The 16,679-nt window shown below is 62.5% G+C and carries 13 protein-coding genes; 8 read left to right on the top strand and 5 right to left on the bottom strand.

All coding sequences use genetic code 11. The features are described from left to right. The first annotated feature begins 55 nt into the window (after nt 1-55). Complete coding sequence (locus LQ566_RS08935; protein WP_231091265.1) at nt 56-457, top strand: HepT-like ribonuclease domain-containing protein; 402 nt, start codon at nt 56-58, stop codon at nt 455-457. A gap of 148 nt (nt 458-605) precedes the next feature. Here LQ566_RS08935 and LQ566_RS08940 read toward each other — a convergent pair whose 3' ends face one another. Continuing rightward, nucleotides 606-1,478: a hypothetical protein gene (locus tag LQ566_RS08940; protein ID WP_231091266.1), complete on the bottom strand. Its 873-nt coding sequence runs from the start codon at nt 1,476-1,478 to the stop codon at nt 606-608. 319 nt (nt 1,479-1,797) lie between these two features. Here LQ566_RS08940 and LQ566_RS08945 point away from each other — a divergent pair, with 319 nt between their 5' ends. Continuing rightward, complete coding sequence (locus tag LQ566_RS08945) at nt 1,798-2,895, top strand: site-specific integrase (protein WP_231091267.1); 1,098 nt, start codon at nt 1,798-1,800, stop codon at nt 2,893-2,895. Then, nucleotides 2,892-4,679 carry a hypothetical protein gene (locus tag LQ566_RS08950; protein ID WP_231091268.1) on the top strand — a complete coding sequence of 596 codons (1,788 nt, stop codon included), beginning with the start codon at nt 2,892-2,894 and terminating at the stop codon, nt 4,677-4,679. The genes LQ566_RS08945 and LQ566_RS08950 overlap by 4 nt, the downstream gene beginning before the upstream one ends. A 16-nt stretch (nt 4,680-4,695) precedes the next feature. Here LQ566_RS08950 and LQ566_RS08955 read toward each other — a convergent pair whose 3' ends face one another. Then, nucleotides 4,696-5,037, bottom strand: coding sequence for a histone-like nucleoid-structuring protein Lsr2 (locus LQ566_RS08955; protein ID WP_231091269.1), 342 nt, complete (start codon nt 5,035-5,037; stop codon nt 4,696-4,698). Between the two features lie 1,107 nt (nt 5,038-6,144). Here LQ566_RS08955 and LQ566_RS08960 point away from each other — a divergent pair. Then, nucleotides 6,145-6,501 (top strand): hypothetical protein, encoded by a 357-nt coding sequence (locus LQ566_RS08960; protein ID WP_231091270.1) that lies wholly within the window; start codon nt 6,145-6,147, stop codon nt 6,499-6,501. A 39-nt stretch (nt 6,502-6,540) separates the two neighbouring features. On the opposite strand, the gene LQ566_RS08965 is transcribed toward LQ566_RS08960, so the two are convergent. After that, on the bottom strand, nt 6,541-7,122 hold the full coding sequence (locus tag LQ566_RS08965) for a TetR family transcriptional regulator (protein ID WP_231091271.1): 582 nt from the start codon (nt 7,120-7,122) through the stop codon (nt 6,541-6,543). Between the two features lie 110 nt (nt 7,123-7,232). Here LQ566_RS08965 and LQ566_RS08970 point away from each other — a divergent pair, with 110 nt between their 5' ends. Next, nucleotides 7,233-8,021, top strand: coding sequence for a metallophosphoesterase (locus LQ566_RS08970; RefSeq protein ID WP_231091272.1), 789 nt, complete (start codon nt 7,233-7,235; stop codon nt 8,019-8,021). Between the two features lie 180 nt (nt 8,022-8,201). Next, nucleotides 8,202-9,137, top strand: a complete 936-nt coding sequence (locus LQ566_RS08975; protein WP_231091273.1) for a hypothetical protein — start codon at nt 8,202-8,204, stop codon at nt 9,135-9,137. A gap of 1 nt (nt 9,138) precedes the next feature. Here the strand turns inward: LQ566_RS08975 and LQ566_RS08980 are convergent, their stop codons facing one another. Together LQ566_RS08980 and LQ566_RS08985 are read right to left on the bottom strand one after the other, a co-directional pair. Continuing rightward, on the bottom strand, nt 9,139-9,366 hold the full coding sequence (locus tag LQ566_RS08980) for a helix-turn-helix transcriptional regulator (protein WP_231091274.1): 228 nt from the start codon (nt 9,364-9,366) through the stop codon (nt 9,139-9,141). 79 nt (nt 9,367-9,445) lie between these two features. Continuing rightward, nucleotides 9,446-10,075: a hypothetical protein gene (locus tag LQ566_RS08985; protein ID WP_231091275.1), complete on the bottom strand. Its 630-nt coding sequence runs from the start codon at nt 10,073-10,075 to the stop codon at nt 9,446-9,448. A 510-nt stretch (nt 10,076-10,585) separates the two neighbouring features. Here LQ566_RS08985 and LQ566_RS08990 point away from each other — a divergent pair. Further along, nucleotides 10,586-12,400, top strand: a complete 1,815-nt coding sequence (locus LQ566_RS08990; RefSeq protein ID WP_231091276.1) for a hypothetical protein — start codon at nt 10,586-10,588, stop codon at nt 12,398-12,400. Between the two features lie 62 nt (nt 12,401-12,462). Beyond that, nucleotides 12,463-16,674, top strand: a complete 4,212-nt coding sequence (locus tag LQ566_RS08995; protein WP_231091277.1) for a bifunctional RecB family nuclease/DEAD/DEAH box helicase — start codon at nt 12,463-12,465, stop codon at nt 16,672-16,674. The last annotated feature ends 5 nt before the right edge of the window (nt 16,675-16,679 follow it).

A 16,679-nucleotide genomic window follows, 5' to 3' on the forward strand; every position in this document is an offset into this window, starting at 1 on the left:
CGAGCCCCGCTCAGGTCGCTTTGCAAGGCACGTTCGATCCGAACCTGAGGGAGGATTGGCCGATCCCCGCGGTAGCGTGCAGCCATCGGATGGGGCCACTGCCAGGCATCTGGAGCATATCGGCGCTGAGTTCAGGGTCCTCGCGACGGTTGCCGCGCAGGGGCGTGAAGCCTACGACGCGGGTGACCAGATCAACCGGATGGCATCGTTTGGGGTGCTGATTCGCCTCGGGGAGCAAGCGAAACGTCTCAGCCCGGAGTTCATCCTCGCCAACCCTGCTCCGAATTACAGAGGGATGATTCGACAACGTGACTTCCTCGCGCACAACTACGAGAAGGTCGACTGGGACGTGCTCTGGACCACGGTGTCCGAGAAGGCACCTCGTGCCGCGGACGACCATCAGATTGTGATGGAACGATTTGCGCTTCGTGCGGGCCAAGGACACCTTGGCGGATGAAGGCAAAGAAGCTTCAAGACCCCCAGTCACTGGGTTCACGTTACCGTCTGTCACCGTCCCGCCATTAGCGGTCAGCACGCTGTGGTGACGCTGGGCCCGAATGGACATTTCCCGGAGGTCCCGTCACGACTCGAGGCACAGCAGGCTCTCACCGCACAATCCACTCGTGACCTTCCAGGAGGAGCGCCTCTCGCGCTTCCTCTGGTGTTGGTTCCGGCAGGAAGACCGTGTAGCGCGTGAAAGCTTCGAGGGAATCGACACCTGCGGCGCGGAGCAGGATGGAAACCTTCGTCCCTGCTTTCAAGTGGGTGACGATCCACGTTGCGCGCATACGCTGCGTTTGCGGACGCAGCTCCTGGGTAGATGAGCCGACGAAGTTCGTGATGACGTTTGGCCAGCTGGATGTACGACGAGAACGAAAGAGGTAGTCGTCAGGCTGGAGAGGCTCCATTGCTTCGACGAGCACACCACTCCATTCGTTCTGCGCCCAGACCACACGAGCCCGTTCGCCGGGCACGGCGATGCACACGCCGTCAATGATCTGGACGTGGCGGGCGCGTGTCTCAGCGATCTCCGCTGCTGACAGTCCGACTCCCAGCCCGAGTGCGAGTAGCACAGCGGCATTACGCTGCCGCTCTGCGGTACTTTGCGCGCCGGCCCAGCTCCGCAAGGAAGCAATCTCTATGTCGGAATAGGGCCGCAGCGGACGGGCAGGCGGAAGCGCCCGAGAGCGGAAGACTCGCCCCTGACTGCGGCGGGATGCAGCCTCCGACAAACGCAGGAGACGGCTACGTATGTTCCCTGCGGAAGCGCCCGTGTAGCCCCGGATACCCTCCTGAATGAACCTCTCGATCACTCGTGGATCGAGCAGGGGGGTGAGCTCAGCATCCAACGCGGCGACGTCGATGCACCAGTGCAGGAACGGTCGCACCGCGATCCGAATCTCGTTCGGCGAGTAGGGCGTTTCCGCCCCCAAGCCAAGCGCTTCGTTTAGCAGGTGTTCGCCAACCAATTCCGTCATGCATTGGTTGTACTAATAACCACGGACATTCGCCTGACGGCACTGTGGCCTGGAGCGACAGTCACATGGCACTACAGCCGTACTGCCACAGATCGGCATCATCACTGATGATTGCCGACCCAAGCCGCACATCAGCACCCGCAAGGCGGCGTTCGCGACACGACATGCATAGTCACTCACTGCCCATCGACCCAGGAGTGACATGCGCCCCCACGACCCGAACGTCCGGCCAGACACGTTGACCCAAGACGTGTTCGAGCTGAGCGACGAGCTGCACGCTCGGCCAGGCTCGGCCTTCGATGACGCCAATGAGCGTCGAATGCGTGAGCCCCAGCTCGCGAGCGAGTGGACGAAGGCCGCGCTCGGCGACCGCATCCCGAACGGCGACAGCAATGAGGCGAGCGACCTCAGCTGCAACGGTGACACCGACGCCATCGGGCCAGCCGGGCGTCAATTCCGCCGGGCTTCTGCGGGGAACTCCGACCATGCGCCCCATCGTATGTCGCCCGCGCATGGTTATATAAATAACCATGCGTCGCCGTCTCGTCTGAACCTGCAGACCTATCGGCCGCGCGATGACACCCACTGGAATGAGGTTCGTGACGTGGTCCTGACTGCGATAGCGCCGGTACTTCCTGACTCGCTCACCCAGGCGCAGCGGATGGCAAAGACGGCGCATGAGTTCGTGGTGTGGGCTTGGCAGGTCGCTGCATGCGAGCTGTCCATCCCAGCGCTGTTCACCGCCGCTAATGTCGCCCAGTTTCTCGCTCAGGAGGGCGCGGCGAGCATTGCGACGCGGTCGATAATGTCGCGCTCCCTCGCGCTGGTTGTGGAGCATGTCACCGGGTCGCGGCCGGCTACGCTCCGTACTCCCGATGACGGCCCCACCGCGTACTCGCGAGAGGAGCTTGCGGAGTTGGTGTCCGACGTGCAGACCTACAGCACCGAATACAGGCGGCTGAACGCGATGCGCATTCTGCTGCTGGGACGCGGTGCCGGTCTCACGGCGCTTGAAATGGGCATGCTCACGCGCGACAGCGTGACGCCAACGCTGATTCACGTCCCCGGCGACCGGGCTCGAACCGCGCCCATTCTCCCGGAGTGGCGCGCTGCCGTTGCGGAACATCTGCCGGCATCGGACGGGTACGTCGTGCTCCCGGGCCGCAAGCGACACCGCAACCCCGGCATCACCATCCGAGAGTTTCTCGCTCATCTCCCATCCGGACGATTGAGCGCGCGTCGACTGCGGGCAACCTGGGCCGTGGACCTGCTCGAACACGGAGCGAGTGTGCAGGAAATGCTGGCCTACTCGGGGTGGACGAGCACCAGCAACCTTCAGCGCTACTCCGCGCTTGCTTCGCTGCCGCACGAGGAACCGGACGCCGTGATGGCGCGACTGTATGGGCGTCACTCATGACCCAGGTACTCGATGAGCGGGCACTGCATGCACGCAGTCCGCGCAACAGCACGTTCGCCCATGAGGACGTCCAGACCGTGCTGAACGCAATGCGCGCCGTGGGTATCCCACAGATGCTGGAAACCTGGCAGAAGATGGACCGCGCCGGTGCCGGGGGCCGCCCTGCCGTCCTCTCTCTGGAAGCACTCCTGGCAGCGATGCTGCTTCTCAGGAATGAGCAGGCTCCGCAGCTGACGACGGAGCTCAGCAACGTCTTTTACCAGCGGCTCGCCCCGGCGAGTCGTGAGGCGCTCGGCTTGGGGGCGATTCGCCGGGCGGATACCTGGAAGGTCGAGTCTCAGAAGTGGTATGACCGTGCGGAGGCGGCATTGCACCGGCTTCTGGCACTCGTTGACCCGTATCCCGCACGACGTCAGCTGATGAACACAGCTGAACGGGACTACCAGCGGTCGCTTCGCGACGCGGACACCGTGGCTCTGCGTCGCGCACGGCTGGATTGGCTGTGCAATGCCATCCTCGACATGTCCATTCGCGAGCTTCCCGAGCATGCCCGCTCAGCCTGGCAGGGTGACATCTCTATCGACCAGACGAAGCTCCCCGCGGTGAGCTCGCGTGGGCGCCGCGCATGGAAGCGCAAGAACGGCGTGGGTCAGGGAGCAGAACCGGACTCACTCATCATGGAGATGGACGCCGACTGGTACAACCATGCTCCGGACCACCGTGGGCAAGACGACGGACGGGAACGCGCGCGAGCAAATACGTGGGGCTATGCACTGAATATCGCCGTCATGGTCCCTTCCCAGCCGACGAACGACCCTACCGTGCCGCTCCCGTTTCCGACCCTCGCGGTCGGGATGAAGTTATCCACACCCATTGTGGATAACGTGGCAGACGATACGGTCGCCATGCTCGCGTCCATCGTTGACCGTGGCTACCCCGCTGGTCGCGTAACAGGCGATAAGGACTACTTCGCGAAGCAGAAGCCGGAGAACCTCGCGCTTCCCGTGAGAGCGCTGGGGTACTCACCTGTCACTGACTATCGCGTCGCCGACGATGACCGCCACAGCACACTCGGCATGCAAGGGCACGTGGGTGGAGCCATCATCGTGGAAGGACGCATGTACTGCCCCGCGATGCCGACAGGCTTGGTCAACGCGACAAAGGACCGCAACGCGGGCAAAATCAGCGACGACGTTTACCTGCGTCGCGTTGAAGAACAGCGGCCACTCTATGAGGTGCAACGCAAAGAGAAGCCGGACGAGCATGGCGCGTACCCGGTTCAGTGCCCTGCCCTCGGCCTCTCCCCCACTGTAACGTGCCCGCTGCGGCGCATAAACCCCAAGGCAGCGGACCGGGCGCGGCCGGACATCACTCGACCGCCGGCGCACCCGGACCGCATCTGCACCATGTCGAGCGTGAAGGTCGCTCCAGACCACAACGTCCGCTACCTACAACATCTCCGCTACGGCACGCGCGAGTGGCGCAATGTCTACGGCTCTGACCGGTCCGATATCGAGCGGTACAACAGCATCATCAAAGACAAGGGCAAGGAGAACCTCGAGAACACTGCGCTGCGTCGCACACGAGGATTCGCAGCCGCAGCCCTCTTCGCGGCCCTGGCCATGGCGTCAGCGAATGGTCGACTCATTCGCACGTGGGCCAAGAACGAGGCGACGAAGGCTAGCTCAGTCGAGGTACGCCGCCGGACAAAGTCGCCCACGAGCTTGCAGAACTACCGGCCACGCCTCCCGCTCCTCATCCCCGCGGCGACCGACGCGGCGTGAGGGGGCGCTCTGGCCGTCAGTGAGCGGTGTCGTAGGCGTCAAGCACGCTTGCTGGAACGCGACCGCGGTCCGACACCGAGTAGCCGTTGCTGTTCGCCCAAGCCCGGACAGCTGCAAGATCCGTGCGGCCAGTCCTGCGCGTTGAGGCGGTTACACGTGTGGAGCTTTCGCGACCCACTCGGCGGGCAGCTGCGACGAAACTCCCGAATGCGTCGCGTAGCGCTGCTGAATTTTCGTCCGTCAGGTCAATCTCGTACGCCACGCCATCGAGCGAGAAGTGAACGGTTTCGCCTTCTCCCGCATCCAGTACGGTGCCGTCAAGGTCGTCGACGAGCTGGTGGATGATCTTTTTTGCCATGCGACAACCATACTTTCCGTTTTGCTCGACGACTAGGACTCATCTCTGACCGTGGTTTCTGCGCGCATCGCACTCCGCTCAGAGACGTGATCTCGCCCGTAGTGCGCGAACCTGAGCACGATCGCGATAAAACGTCGATCTCTCACTTCCGCGGAATCACGCGGATCTTCGATGTGACCTGCCCAGGTTGCCCACTAGGCCTGGGCTGGAGTTTGCCTTACTCCCAACTGGGATCGAGAGGGGTTGCCCAGGTTGCCCAGTAGTAAGTGTTCTACGTAAGAGAAAAGTAAGTAGTAGTAAAGGGGGAGATATATCTCTCAATCTCCCTATATATCTACACCCCGCACTGGGCAACCTGGGCAACCCCTTCAATTTATATATGCTGACCTGGGGTATTGTTTGATTTCAGACTGGGCAACCCCCTGGGCCACACTGGGCAACCCCGGCGATGCGCAGAATCCCAGCATGCGGCGGGCGGAGGCCGCCGTTCACCAGCATGGGGAATTCCCATCTAGAACGCCGATCTTCTCCGAGTTACCACCCCCGGGATTCGCTAATGCCTCTCGGAAGCCTTCAGCGCTCACCTGAGGTGCTTTTGGCACCCACTTGCCGCGGGTAGCCACCTGTAATTTGAGCGCGTTAGAGAGGCGCACAGCGCTTCTGGCAGATTTGGGCTTTCACGAGCGCGCGACACTCGGGGCACATCGCCACCCGACGCTCGTTAGATGCTCCGCTGTTGAAAACCGGTCCAGATCATGGTTGCCCAGGTTGCCCACCACCCCTGGGCTGGAGTTTGCCATACTCCCGACTGAGATCGAGAGGGGTTGCCCAGGTTGCCCAGTAGTAAGTGTTCTACGTAAGGTAAAAGTAAGTAGTAGTAAGGGGAGATATATCTCTCAATCTCCCTATATATCTACACCCCGCACTGGGCAACCTGGGCAACCCTTCAATTTCTGCATGCTGACCTGGGATATTTTTCGATCTTGAGCTGGGCAACCCCCTGGGCCACACTGGGCAACCCCACCCTCGAAAGCCACACGGACCGTCAGCGCATACCAAGTCTGCCCCGGAGCGCTCGATCGAGCTACGCGAGACGCATAGGCATGCATGACCCTCATGCCGTTCACCTTCCTCACAGCCACCGAACTCGACGCTCTTTCACCCAGCCCTGTGTCCAAGTTCACCCTGCGCGCCCTCCATCTGGGCAACGAAATCTTCCACATTCCTCGAGAGCGCGATGCTCGGGCCGCGCTTGAGATTGCCGGCCAGTACGGCTTCGAGGATGCTCGCGGCGGGCTTCACGTCATCCCGGTCACGGCTGAGCAACAAGGGGCCCTCGTCCGGGCGGCGCATGCGCTCAGGGCGCCGGCGAGCTACGTGCTCGCATATGTTTCAGGGATCACTGACGTCCATCCCGCACTGCATGACGTCAACCCAGACGTGATCTGCCCCGCAGGAACGTGACCCGGCAGCATTCATAGCCGAGTGTCGGCAGTGGCGAGCTCAGCGACGCGTCCGTGGGCGTTCCATCAGCTTGACGTGAAGGGTGATTGCGTCGGCGGCCTGCGTTCGAGTGATGACGGGCTCGGGTGCGACGAGCTGCTCTACGAGTCCCTCGAAGATAGCCTTCAGCCCGTGCGTGACGGCCGCCTCAGATGGCCGCAAGAATATATTCCGCGCGACGCATGCAGCTCCGACGCGTTCGATCGCTTGGGCGATCATTCGCTCGACGAGTATCGACGAGGGATCCGTCGGGCGGTGCGTGACGACTTCTCGTCGAACGCGCCACAGCCGAATCGTCTCGGCGTCTCGGGGCAGGGAGGCGATGAGCGCCTGGCCGGGGTTCGAAGCGCTGACCGTCATGCGCCGAAGCTCATGCTGCATGCGCGATCCGAGCATTCGCGAGAGTCGAATGTAGAGCGCCTCTTGCCCCGGGAAGACATGCCTCACGGAAGCTGGGTTTCTGCCAGCGCGCGATGCCACGGCACGGACGGACGCCGCAGCGTACCCCTGTTCGCTCACCAGGTCCCACGCATGCTCCGCGAGCTCGCGACGGCGCTCCTCGGTATCGATCAGCATCGGCATCGCTCGATGGTAATACGTGCCCCAACCGCCAATCGTCTGACGCAAGTGCGACGACGCATGTCCGTGGCGCATGGGATGCTGCATCACCGGCGCCGACGGACGGAGAAACAATGAGAGACATTCACCTCGACGACGAGGTCGTTGCGATAGCCGGCGACTGGCATGGGAACACCACCCACATCGAGCAGATCATCCGCGCCATTCGGGCCACTGACGCCCGAGTGAAGACAATCTTCCAGCTCGGCGATTTCTGGCCAGATGCTCACATCCTGCCAGTGGTGGACCGCATCTGTGACAGGTATGGCATCGAAGCGATCTACGTCACCCTCGGCAATCATGAACCCTGGGGCAAGATCGCTCCACAGATGAGGGAGTGGCTCGGCGCGGTTCCGGTTTCACGCCATGTGCACCTGCTCCAACGGCCACAGTGGCTCTTTGTCCGTAATCGCGTCTTCCTCAGCCTCGGAGGGGCCGTTTCCGTGGATCAGGAATGGAGGACGCCTGGGGAAACATGGTGGCCAGATGAGGCAGTCACGCCCGCCATGGCCGCAGAAGCAATTATGGGCGACCCCATACACATCATGCTCACCCACGACATGGTGGACGGCAGTGGGATTGAAGCTCTCGACGCGATCCTCCGCGACAACCCCTACGGCTTCCCCGCGGGCCCGCTCCGCGCGTCAGCGGAGCACAGAGCACTCATCACCAGCGTGTGGGACGCTGTCCGCCCGGCGCTCCTGTTTCACGGACACATGCACGTCCCCGCCATCGGTCCGGTGAAGGACGAGCGTCAGGTCTACTCTCTCGGATGCGACGGGCAGCCGATGAACGCGGTGCTCTTGAACGTCGATGACCTGACCGTCACGGTCGTCGCAAACGACGCGCACCCTTCTCCCTGATGCGGGTATGTGGTCCGTCTTCAGATTGAGTACAGCATCTTGTACTGTCTTGAGTACAAGATGCTGTGCCGCGCACCGTGCAGCATTACTGGTGCCCAATGGCCGAATGATGAGGGATCTATGTCAACGTCGAACACGCGCCAGCGCCGAGCTCTCCCGTGGATCATCGGCGGAGTAGCCGTGGCCTTTCTCGCCCTCGCGGCTATCATCATCGCCATCTCCATCCCACGAGGCGCGAGCCCCTCCGCCATTGCCCAGCGATTCCTGCAGGCAGTGTCCGCGTCGGATGCGAAGACGCTGGGCGAGCTCATCGACGACTCTGATGAGAGCGTCGTGGCTGCGGTGAAGCATGTTGAGGCGGCAACCAGCCCCATCACTGCCATCAAGGTGGAGGAAGTGAGCGATTGGGGCGCCGCGACGGATGGCGTCGTGCAGACGGACGTGCCGTACTCGTTCACGCTTAACGGCGAGACGTTCACTGGCGTGCTGACGGTTGCTCGGACGAACGAGGGTGAACAAGTCCCGGGAGCCACCGCGTTTACCGGAGTTGTGGCCTTGCCGGAGATGGAGGGGGTTCGTGCCGGCGTGAAGGGCGCCGATAGTACTGGCGGCTCCGTCGCGCTGTTCCCGGGAACGTACGGCGTCGCGAAACCGGACATGCCGTTCCCGTTCTTCATCGCCGAGGATGAGGTGGCTGTGATGCCGGGAGAAAGCACCACGATTGCAGCACGAAAGGACGACGCGAAGGTGCAAGAACTGGTCTCATCATTGACGGCGGGTGCGGAGCAGGCCGCGGTGACCGCAGCGAAGGAAGCACTCAGCGCCGGCACCATCCCGCTCGACGGGTTGCAGGTAGGCGCCCACGCGGGCCAGAACGTGAAGTACACGGAAATCGCGGAGTACCTGCCGCCGTCGTATGTCGACAGCCAGGTCACGTTCCGCTACTTGACTACGTTCGACGGCGACAAGTGGATCGGTGCCCTCAGCCAGGAATGGGTCACCATGCAGAGCAAGGCAAAGGTGATCGTCACCTATACCATCGATGACCGCGGCACAGCCTCGGCCGCATCAACGATAGTCGACACGAGCGAGTCAGTCTGGGGCCAGCTCCACTAAGTCAGGGCCACACGTCTGCGAGCAGCTCATCCAAGCTGACATTGAACGCTTTGCTCAATCGCAGCCAAGTTCGCAGGTCGCCGTTGTACTTCGCGCTCGAGATGTTCAGCAGCGTCTGCCTACCGATCCCCGACAGCTCCGCCAGCTGGTCGAATGTCAGGCCCGACTGATGCCGGCGGGTGATGAAGATCTCGCGAAGCTTGGTGAGGTCAGGCTCGGGTACAGGCACCATTCAAGCTCAAGCGAGCACGCGGCCGACCACAGTGTAGGAACCTGTACTTTGGTACAGGTTCTTTGACCGCGCCTCTCTACGAGATCACTCGGTAGACCCGCATGCGTCTCCCCGCCGTGAATCCACCTCGACGGACGTACACAGCAGCAAGCTTCTCGTCACTTGCCACGGCACACAGAACGGAACCACGCGGCAACTGCTCGATGACCTGCTGGGCGAGAGTGAGGGCAGTCCAATAGGTCCCGGGCCTCTGTGCCAGGTTGCTGATTGCGAACCGGCGTCCTTTTGGCGTCTCGGGCCCTGTTTCGTGCAGACTTGCACCCCTCTGGCGCCCTCGCAGGCTGACCACGAGACCGGCGAGGATCCAGAGGCTCAGTATGAAGAGGATTCCGCCGGCAACAAGCGGAACATAGATCGCCCCTACTGGGAAGACGAGGTTCACCAGAGCAGTGACAGCGAACACGGCGATGAGGAGAATCGGTGCGGCCAACAGCGCCACGACATACTGCCCAAGGCCCAGTCGCCGAATCGCAACAGTTCCGTTCCGATCCTCGGTCATGTAGATCCGCGAGAACGGCGCAATGGAGAGCGTGCCGAGGAAGAGGGCTGGCCACAGCGCGAGAGCTCTGATTCGTGACCCTCCACCAAGCGCCAGGGCTCCAATTGTTGCCACGGCCGCGAAGCATCGAACCCCGTTGACGCGCATGATGCGGAGCCTAGCAACCACCGACACCATGCCGACGAGTCCCTCAGCGTTGGGGAGGGCGGCACCAATCTGCCAACCCGCGTTCCCATGCCCAAAGCAGTGTTCCAACGGTCTTCGCTTCTGGCTTGCGGCGTGGTTGAAACTGCGAGGGTTCTTGCGACCGCTTTCGACGGGCCGCACGCAGCGAAGAAGACAGCTCGGAGCCCTGATGCCACGGCCAACCGGTATGGGTCGGCCTCTGCGGTGATCCACGACAAGGACAGGACGCGCATAGGTGAGCGACCCCTCACAATGGAGTAACCGATGAATACTCACTGCCCCGCTCCTGCGCCGACCCTTCTCGACAGTGCGGCGCTGCCGCTAGTTGAGCTCGCGGAACTCGCACGCCGTGAATCACACCGACCTCGGCCTGTGTACCTCGCGCATAAGTGGTTCGCGAGACGTTTCGGCACCGCGATGCGTGCCCTCCTCGTTGGGTCACAGACGTCCACGGAGGACGACTTCTGGGCGATGTTCGAGCAGGGCAGTCCGCTGACCGGCGCTACAGTCGCTGACCTTTTCATCGGGGGTGGCACCAGCTTGTACGAAGCATCACGACTGGGCGCACACGTCGTGGGGGCAGACATCGACCCTGTGGCCTGTGCCGTCACCGAGTTCGAGTTGACGGCACACCGCTATCCCGACCCCTGGGATGCATTCGAGGACCTCGCGAACCGTCTTGAAGCCCAACGGACGCTGTACGCCACCATCGGGCCCGAAGGCGACCATCGCATCGGCCTGCACTACTTCTGGGTCCAGGAAGTGGCCTGCGCACGTTGCGATGTGGTGTTCGACGCTCACCCGCATTACCGGATTGCGCTCGATGGAGACGACCAGATAGTCCTCTGCCGAACGTGCGGTGAAGTCCACCGCATCAGGGCGACCGCAACCACACTCGAGTGTTCCTGCGGGACAACCACGAACATCTCCGTCGGCCCCGTCCTCCGTGGCGTCGCCACCTGTCCCCATTGCGGGCACTCCGAGGCGCTCATCGAACATGCCCGCCGCACCGGTGAACGCCCATCTTTCCGACTGTTTGCCGTCGAATCAATCGCCGCTGGCTCTCCTTCCGCACGCGCCGTCCCGATGCGAGAACGGATCATTCATGGTCCGAGCGAGCTTGACTTCAAGAATCTGACCACGGCGCAAGCGGACCTTGTCAAGGAACGAAACCTCCTCCCGACTCGCATCATCCCCCGCCTCGGGCGCAGCGACAACCGGCTGACCGCTTACGGCTACACGTCCTACACGCAGCTGTTCAATGACCGCCAACTCCTGCACGCCAACCGGCTTCTCGCAGCAATCGATGTCCTCCCCGAGGAGCACCGATTGCCATATGCTCTCGCGTTCTCCAATCACCTCACGTCGAACTGCAACCTCACCCGCTATACCGAACGCTGGCGCCAGGTGACCCCTTTGTTCTCCCTCCGCGCATTCGCTCACTCGACCAGGCCAGTGGAGCTCAATCCCTGGCTGAGAGGCACAGGACGCGGTACGTTCCCAAACGCCCTGCGTAAAGTCGCGAACGCAATCTCCTACGCGAAGAGCCCACGCGAGTATGCCAAGACAGGCTTCGTCGAGTCACCGCTTCCAGACGGTGAACGAACCATCCATGTGTACAACACCGACAGCCGAACGCTCACGGATATCCCCGACGACAGCGTCGACATAGTCCTCACTGACCCGCCGTACCTCGACAACATTGACTATTCGGAGCTGGCGGACTTCTTTGTTCCGTGGCTTGCCGCGGCAGGTGCCATCCTCGACCCCGGCGGCCCGTCTACGGCGAGCTTGGCGACCAAAGGCCGCGGCAAGGACCATGCCCCGCTCTTCGAAGCTGGCCTGCGCGACTGCTTCCGTGAAGCTGCGCGCATCCTTAGACCCGGAGGGCGCCTGATCTTCACCTTCCAGCACAGATCGCCCGGTGCCTGGTCAGCGTTGGGCGGTGCGCTCAGAGCAACTGGTCTCCGCCATGTGACAGTCTTTCCGCTCCGAGGAGATAGTGACATGAGCCTTCACCGTCACCAGGGGTCCAGCGTCTGGGACGCCGTGTTTGTGCTGGCCAAGGACGAGCTGGCACCCGTTCGTCACGATCCCACGCGCTCATCATCCGTCCTCAACTGGGTTGCCACCGAAACGGGTCGGTGGGTCGAGAGTCTCCAGCTAGCAGAGCCGGATGCCGCAAACCTTCGACGAGCATTTGCGGTAGCGGCGTTCCTGGACGACGACCGCCCGACGGATGACGAAGTGATAACCCTCGACAATGCTGTGTCCGAGGTGTCATAGCGCGCGCATAGAGTGGAGCCACTCGCGGGGAATGGACCCTGCGCCGGCTACAAGGTACGACTATGCCTCGCGTTGCGAAGACAACAATCACACAGTTCGTTGGCTCCGGCTGCGAACGACAGCTCCGCCTGTCCATGCATCCAGATAGTGGAACCTTCATCCGCGAGCGCGAGGCGTTGAACCTGCCACACCGGCAGGTTCGCCCCGCCCTCCGTGGTATTCAAGATGCCGGTGACGAATGGGGCCAGGCGAAGGTTCACGATCTTCAGGAAGCTTTCGGTGCGGCAAACCTGCTTGGCGGATCGTTTGCCGTCACTGGGAGCACAACTCAGCCCGGCCTGAGCTACAGCACGTCACCGCTTGAACCACTCCTTGTCGCGGGTGTGAGTGCCGGGCAATTTCTCATTGAGACTGAGTTCCGAGCGGACACTCCGACCTTCCGCAATGCTCACGGGTTGGACAACATCACGTTCGCTGAGACGGCCGGACCGTTGCAGTTCAGGCGCGTGCGTCCCGACGTCATCGAAGTAGTCCGAGCTGGTGAGTCCCTGCTCGGAGACAAGGGCGTCAGCGTTAGTGGCGACATTGTCGCAATTGAAGCGGACGACAGGCGGCTGGGCTTGCGAGTCGTTGACGTCAAGCTCACCAGCGAACCTGGCCCACGGTACTTCGCCGAGCTCGCGTACTACGCGCTGACCCTCGCGGCGTTCCTCGAAGACGTTGGCCTGGACGACCGCTACTTCGTGAGCGCTCACCCGGCGATTTGGCCGGGTAGCGAGTCGGAATCTGCGCTGCACGTGGCGGCTGATGCGGGAGCGTCGGCCGCGGAGCGATATGTCGGGTTCCATGAGGACCTCGAGACGGTTCCGATGCGGACGTTCCTCGCACAGGTCCGCAGGGTTCTCCGCACCGATATCCCGCACGTGCTCGGCGAACGTTTCGCTGATCTGCCTTGGTCGGTTACTCCTGCTTGCCAGGGCTGCGAGAACCTCGGGCAGAAGTTCGCCAGCACGCCTGGTACCAGCGGTTCCGCATGGGACCCCCGGCACTGCTTGCCTCAGGCTGAAACAGAACAGCATCTGTCGCGAATCCCGTTCCTCACGAGAGGCGCATTCCAGGTTCTCCGTAACCGGGGGACATCCACGGTCACTGACCTCGCCGGGCTCGACACCACAGACGAGACCTTCGATCTTCATCATCGGCTTCGTGGGCAGCGACAGATCGTTAGTCGCCGTGCGCGGGCCCTAGATGGGACGAGCGTCGTGCCCCTCGACGCTTCTCTGTACACGACCGCAGCGATTCCCGCCTGGGCGCGCCTACGTATCTACATCACCGCCGACTTCGACCCAGGTAGCGCCCTCAGTCTGTCTTTCGGTCTCTCCTGGTCGTGGATGCAGACGGGCTGGCAGCCCTCCAGCATCGCTCGGAGTCGAGTGCACCATACAGACCGGAAGTCTGCGGATGCCGAATGGGGCGCGCTGTCAGGACTGCTTGACGATCTCGCTGCTCTCATCGACGAGTGCACCGCTCACGACCGCACGCAGTCGATGCAGGTCTATGTGTGGGACACCGTCACGTTCGAACACATGACGCGAGTCATCGGACGCCACCTCGCCCGCATCCTCGCCAGCGGTCGCCTGCAGCGGCTGGTATGGCTGTTCCCTCCGGAGGAGGTACTGGACAGCCCTGCCCTGACAGAAGCACCCGCCGTCAGTATCGTCCGAAATGCGGCGAAGGCTACGCTTGCCGTAAACCTCGCCCATACATACACCTTGCTTGGCGTAGCTCGCGCGCTGCAGGACCCGAACAGTCCGTATCCGTACAACGTGCCGATGTTCTGGGAGGATCCGTTCACCGACCAGATCCCTCCTGAGCGTGCCCATCAACTCTGGAACCCCCGGCGTGTGCCCTCCGCACCGACCCCCGCGGAGCTTTCTGGTCGGTTGCTGCAGACCGTCAAGACGAAGCTACGCGCGCTGAGTGACGTGACCGATGCACTGACCACCGCGTTCGGTGACCGCATCTCCCGGAGGGCACCACTGCTGCGCCAGCTATCGGCACCGGCACTGCAGAACGCGACGAGTCCTCTCGGGGTTCTGCTCGTTGCTTACTCAAAACTCGATCGTGCGGTCACAAAACTGGACCAGGCACAGGTGCGAGCACTGCCCACCGATGAGAAGGAAGCAAAGTTCGAGACTGCGGTCATGACCGCGTTGCAAGGCCCCGACCGTGATGCGGAGTTGACACGTCTGGGCCTCCCTCCGCTGCCCAATCGGATGGTGTTTAGGCTTCGTCCGGGGAGTGTCGATGTAAGGGTCAAGCCCGGGGAATTCTTGTGGGCGGTCGTTCCAGAGATGCTTGCGATGGAACTGGACACCACGATCAACAGCTTCGTCCGCCGCGTCAACGATGCGCAGCTGTCTGCGTGGTGGGACGGGGTCGGTGACTTCCGCACTACTCTCGGCGACGTCCTTGGCGCGACCATCGTCAATATCGACAGGCACAACGCAACGCTCGTGACTGACCTCGATACCTGGGGTATTCGTCCGGAGATCCGACGTCGCTTGGGACAGGCTCGCGCCCTGGCTGGTCATGGACCGCTTACCCTCGAGGCCGTGAACAGGGACTTCTTCGTCAAGCGGCTCGAGGAGGCGACCAAAGCTATCGGCAACCCTCCTGCCTCAGGTCGAGATCCTCTTGTCGACTCGGCGCTGGGCCGAGCGGTACGCCCTCGCACGGGGCCAGCTCATCCCGCGGGAGACCTGCTCTGGAACGCGGCGGCGTTGAATGCGACGATTGTGACCCGCGACACGCAGGGTCTGCGAGGCGTGATGCCCGACACGCTTGCGGGCCTGAATGCATCTCAGGACAGCGCGTGGGAAAGCGCACTTTCACGACGCGTGACGCTCATCTGGGGTCCGCCCGGAACGGGCAAGACGGCCACGGTCCGCTCTATTCTCCAAGGGTTCGCCGCTACTGGGCAGCCGCTGCGGGTGGCTATCGCTGCCTTCACATACACCGCTATCGACACGGTGCTGCAAGGGCTAATCCCTCTGATCCCGCCCACCGTACTGGTGAGGCGCCTGAGCTCAGGATCACGGGAGACCCCGGACTGGCTCCCGCCCGCCATGGACGTCAGGAGAAGCACGCCCGAGTTCGATGGCCTCATCGACGAGCTCGGCTCCGGCCAGCCGATGTTTGTGTTCGGGACTGCTGCTCAGTTACACTCCGCTATCCTCGCCCGGGGCGCTCGTGGGGTGCGGGAGACCTTTGACGTCATCATCATCGATGAGGCCGGGCAGCTCGATGTCGCTCACGCGACCCTTCTCCTTTCCGGTGCCAGCGCCGGCGCTCAGCTCATCGTCGCGGGCGACCACCTGCAGCTGGCACCTATTCACGCGGCTGAACCTCCTCTGGGCCTGGAGAACAAAGTCGGTTCGATCTACAACTACCTCCTCCACGACCAAGGCGTTCACCAGGAGCAGCTCTTGGTCAACTACCGGTCGAACACCACGCTGGTGGAGCTAGGAAAACTCGCCGGCTACCCGGACGCGCTACGCGCGGAGCGCCCAGACCTACGCATCCAGTATCGAGACGATATCTCCCTCGAAGACGTTCGCATCGAGCTTGGTCTCAGCGAGAACCTCGTGGCCGTCGCGGATCCAGACCGTGTGGCTGTGGCCGTCACCTACCTCGAAGGTGTTTCTGGGCAGTGGAACGACTTTGAAGCCGTGACCATCGCGAGCCTCGTCCGTTGGTACCACAGCACACTCGTCTGCGGCCTGAATGCCGCGGACACAACCCCCATGACCGACGAGTACTTCTGGACTGAAGCCCTCGGAGTGGTGAGCCTTCACCGCGCTCAGCGTTCCCGCATCATCGAACTGCTGAGATCGGCGTTCGTGGCCCCCACCTCGGACCCGCGGCTCCCCGGGTGGATCGAAGGCGCCGTCGACACCGTCGAACGTTTCCAAGGTCAAGAGCGAGACATCATCCTTGCCACTTACGCAGTGGGAGACCCCGACACGGTTGCCGAAGAGGAAGACTTCCTCCATAACCTCAACCGGTTCAACGTCCTCGCGACCCGCGCCCGCGCGAAGCTCATCGTCATGGCGAGCCGGGAGATCATCCAGCACACCAGCAACGACTTGGAGACCATCCGCACCAGCGAAATGCTGAAGGACTTCGTGGACGTATTCTGCTCGAACGAGCTCGTCGTAGAACTGCCTTCGCCGGACGGAGACGTAACGACAGAGCTGAGGTGGCGGACGTAGTCGTC

The organism is Microbacterium nymphoidis (genome assembly GCF_021044885.1).
GTDB lineage: Bacteria > Actinomycetota > Actinomycetes > Actinomycetales > Microbacteriaceae > Microbacterium > Microbacterium nymphoidis.